The organism is Chryseobacterium sp. VD8 (genome assembly GCF_037149975.1).
Taxonomy (GTDB): domain Bacteria; phylum Bacteroidota; class Bacteroidia; order Flavobacteriales; family Weeksellaceae; genus Chryseobacterium; species Chryseobacterium indicum.
The window spans coordinates 1-333 of record NZ_JBBCQL010000469.1 but is presented as its reverse complement, the minus strand read 5'-3'; the positions used below and the strand labels follow the sequence as shown (position 1 = coordinate 333).

Annotated in this window: 1 protein-coding gene; it reads left to right on the top strand. The window is 40.5% G+C overall.

Annotated features, from left to right (window positions below):
* Positions 1 to 266, top strand: a 266-nt coding sequence (locus tag WFK35_RS23075; protein ID WP_336735000.1) for a phage tail sheath C-terminal domain-containing protein, incomplete at its 5' end; no start/stop codon positions are given.
* Positions 267 to 333 lie beyond the last annotated feature (67 nt).

Genomic DNA, 333 nt, shown 5'->3' with positions numbered 1-333 from the left:
AACGTTTCGTATTTGAACCGAACACAGCCAATACATGGGTTCGCGTACAGACGATGATCGAAAACTTCCTGAACCAGCAGTGGCAGGACGGAGCATTGGCAGGAAGCAAGCCGGAAGAAGCTTATTACGTAAGCGTTGGTTTAAACAAAACCATGTCTGCACAGGATATCCTTGAAGGCAGAATGATCGTAGAGATCGGTATGGCAGCAGTTCGTCCGGCAGAATTTATTGTTCTTCGTTTCTCACACAAACTGCAGGAAGCTTAAAAATTAAAACAAACAAATAACAAAATTAAATCAAGACAATTATGAATACATATCCATTAGTAAAGTT